The following is a 3,240-nucleotide window of genomic DNA, read 5'->3' as shown; positions in this document are numbered from 1 at the left end:
TGCCGCGCATCGCGTCCGTGTCACCGGCCGTCTCCGGCAGTTCCTCGGTCGGGTACTCGTTCAGCTTGCGGCGGCGCCACGCGCTGATGTGCAGGTTGGTCATGGTGCGGCGGAGGGATCCGCCGACCGCCGCCTTGTCACTGATCCGGTCCCACGCCCGGTAGGTCGAGAACAGCGCGCTCTGCAGCAGGTCCTCGGCCTCGAAGCGGTCACCGGTCAGGTGGTAGGCGGTGGCGTACAGGGAGGCGCGGCGCTCCTGGACGTAGGCGGTGAACTCCGCCTCCGACAGCGAGCGGCGCTCCCCCGGGCCCTCCCCGTACGCGTTCCCCCCGTTCGTGTCCCCCGTGGGTGCGTCAACCACCGTCATGATCGTGGTGTGCTGACGCCCGGTGCCGCGGGCGCACCCCCGCATGCCCGCCGCACCGGACTTCTCGGAACCCCGGTGCACGTCGTGCAGACGCGTGATCACTGCGCTGGTGCTGGTGCCGTGCAGCGTGTTCATCTCGCGCCCCCCGTCGTGGACTTCCGGTGTTCTGCCGTGCTGTTGTGCTTGTGCCGAAAAGCTTGCCCGGGGACCTTCATCGCCGTGTCAGCCGACTGTCACAGGCGTGTCACAGAGGTCGGTCACGGCGGGTCCACGGATCCTTCACAGGTGTCCGTGCACGTAGCGGCACGTATACGTGCTCAATGGGCATCTGCCGTCCACGGGTCGAACAGGGGGCCCTCCATGGGCCAGAATGAGCCCGTGCCTTCCCTGTTGCTGATCGAGGACGACGACGCCATCCGCACGGCCCTGGAGCTCTCACTGACGCGCCAGGGTCACCGGGTGGCGACCGCTGCCAGTGGTGAGGACGGTCTGAAGCTGCTGCGCGAGCAGCGGCCGGATCTGATCGTGCTGGATGTGATGCTGCCCGGCATCGACGGGTTCGAGGTGTGCCGGCGCATCCGGCGCACGGACCAGTTGCCGATCATCCTGCTGACCGCGCGCAACGACGACATCGACGTGGTGGTCGGGCTGGAGTCCGGCGCCGACGACTACGTCGTCAAACCGGTCCAGGGCCGGGTGCTGGACGCCCGGATCCGGGCGGTGCTGCGGCGCGGGGAACGGGAGTCCACCGACTCGGCGACCTTCGGCAGCCTGGTCATCGACCGTTCGGCGATGACGGTGACGAAGAACGGCGAGGACCTCCAGCTCACGCCGACCGAGCTGCGGCTGCTGCTCGAGCTGAGCCGGCGGCCGGGACAGGCGCTGTCCCGGCAGCAGTTGCTGCGGCTGGTGTGGGAGCACGACTACCTGGGCGACTCGCGTCTGGTGGACGCGTGCGTCCAGCGGCTGCGCGCCAAGGTCGAGGACGTGCCGTCGTCCCCGACCCTGATCCGTACCGTGCGCGGTGTCGGCTACCGACTGGATCCGCCTCAGTGACACAGGAGCACGACGGGGAGACCCGCGGCTGGTCCGCGGCGCGCAAGGGAGTCTGGTCACGGCTGCGGTTCACCAGCCTGCGGCTGCGGCTGGTCGTGGTGTTCGGGCTGGTCGCGCTCACCGCGGCGGTGTCCGCGTCCGGCATCGCGTACTGGCTGAACCGCGAGTCGGTGCTGACCCGTACCCAGGACGCGGTGCTGCGCGACTTCGAGCAGGAGATGCGCAACCGGGCGGGCTCGCTGCCCGAGCGTCCGACGCAGGACGAACTGCAGCACACCGCCGGGCAGATGGCGAACAGCAGTCAGCGCTTCACCGTGCTGCTGGTCGCCGAGAACCCCGACGGGCGGACCGTGTACGGCAGTTCGGGCGGGCTGAACGGCTTCTCGCTGCAGGACGTGCCGGTCTCGCTGCGCGAGGCGGTGACCGAGCAGCAGGAGATCACGTCGAACAACAAGTACCCGCACCATCTGTACTGGCAGCGGATCGTCGACGGTGACACCCCGTACCTGGTGGCGGGGACGCGGGTGATCGGCGGCGGGCCGACCGGCTACATGCTGAAGTCGCTGGAGCCGGAGGCGAAGGACCTCAACTCGCTGGCCTGGTCGCTGGGGATCGCCACGGGGCTGGCACTGATAGGTTCCGCGCTGCTCGCGCACGCGGCGGCCACGACGGTGCTGAAGCCGGTGCAGCGGCTCGGTGTCGCCGCGCGGCGGCTCGGCGAGGGGAAGCTGGACACCCGGCTGCGGGTCTCGGGCACCGATGAACTCGCGGATCTCTCCCGGACGTTCAACAAGGCGGCCGAGGCGCTGGAGAAGCGGGTGGCGGACATGGCGGGGCGCGACGAGGCGTCCCGGCGGTTCGTCGCGGACATGAGCCACGAGCTGCGTACGCCGCTGACCGCGATCACGGCGGTGACGGAGGTCCTGGAGGAGGAGCTGGAGTCCGAGGGCGGCGGCATCGACCCGATGATCGAGCCCGCGGTACGGCTGGTGGTGAGCGAGACCCGGCGGCTGAACGACCTGGTGGAGAACCTGATGGAGGTGACCCGCTTCGACGCGGGCACCGCCCGGCTGGTCCTCGACGACGTCGACATGTCCGACCAGATCACCGCCTGCATCGACGCGCGTGCCTGGCTGGACGCGGTCGACCTGGACGCCGAGCGCGGCATCCACGCCCGGATCGACCCGCGCCGGCTGGACGTGATCCTGGCGAATCTGATCGGGAACGCGCTCAAACACGGCGGGTCGCCGGTGCGGGTCTCGGTGCGGGAGGACGGCGCGGAGGGCGCCGGGGACGGGGGCGCGGTGGTCATCGAGGTGCGGGACCACGGGCCCGGCATCCCGGAGGAGGTCCTGCCGCATGTCTTCGACCGCTTCTACAAGGCGAGCGCCTCGCGGCCGCGTTCCGAGGGAAGCGGCCTGGGGCTGTCCATCGCGCTGGAGAACGCCCATATCCACGGTGGCGAGATCACCGCGGCCAACTCTCCCGAGGGAGGTGCCGTGTTCACCCTGCGGCTGCCGCGGGACGTGTCCGCGCAGAGCCCTTCGGAGAAGGACGGCGACATCGAGGACGAGGGCGCCGAGGGGGACGCCTGATGAACGTACGGACTGCCCCGCGGCGCACGCGGGGGCTGCTCGCGGCGGGGGCGCTCGCGGCGCTGCTCGCCGGGTGCGGGATACGGGCCACGGAGGTGCCGACCGACTTCGGTCCCGCGCCGTCGCGGGTGCGCTGCTCGCCGGCCGCGCCGGAGGCGTCGACGCAGGCGGAGCGGGGGCTGCCGGTGCAGGTGTTCCTGCTGTGCGGGTCGTCGCTGGTGG

The 3,240-nt window shown here is 70.9% G+C and carries 3 protein-coding genes and 1 pseudogene; 3 read left to right on the top strand and 1 reads right to left on the bottom strand.

Annotated features, from left to right (window positions below; genetic code table 11):
• Nucleotides 1-502 (bottom strand): SigE family RNA polymerase sigma factor (locus tag B7767_RS11665; RefSeq protein ID WP_085572142.1); only part of this gene is annotated, 502 nt, incomplete at its 3' end.
• 243 nt (nucleotides 503-745) lie between these two features.
• Here B7767_RS11665 and afsQ1 point away from each other — a divergent pair.
• From afsQ1 to B7767_RS11650, 3 genes and pseudogenes are all read left to right on the top strand, one after another.
• The gene (gene afsQ1 / locus B7767_RS11660) at nucleotides 746-1,423 is read left to right on the top strand and encodes a two-component system response regulator AfsQ1 (RefSeq protein ID WP_158075115.1); all 678 of its coding nucleotides are present in this window, start codon (nucleotides 746-748) and stop codon (nucleotides 1,421-1,423) included.
• Nucleotides 1,420-3,018, top strand: coding sequence for a sensor histidine kinase (locus B7767_RS11655; protein WP_085572140.1), 1,599 nt, complete (start codon nucleotides 1,420-1,422; stop codon nucleotides 3,016-3,018). The genes afsQ1 and B7767_RS11655 overlap by 4 nt, the downstream gene beginning before the upstream one ends.
• Nucleotides 3,018-3,240 (top strand): annotated as a pseudogene (locus B7767_RS11650) (hypothetical protein); the annotation flags it as partial. The gene B7767_RS11655 and the pseudogene B7767_RS11650, both read left to right, overlap by 1 nt.

This window comes from Streptomyces sp. 13-12-16, from assembly GCF_002114215.1.
Lineage (GTDB): Bacteria > Actinomycetota > Actinomycetes > Streptomycetales > Streptomycetaceae > Streptomyces.
The sequence above is the reverse complement of the archived record's forward strand: the minus strand, read 5'-3'. Positions and strand labels throughout refer to the sequence as shown.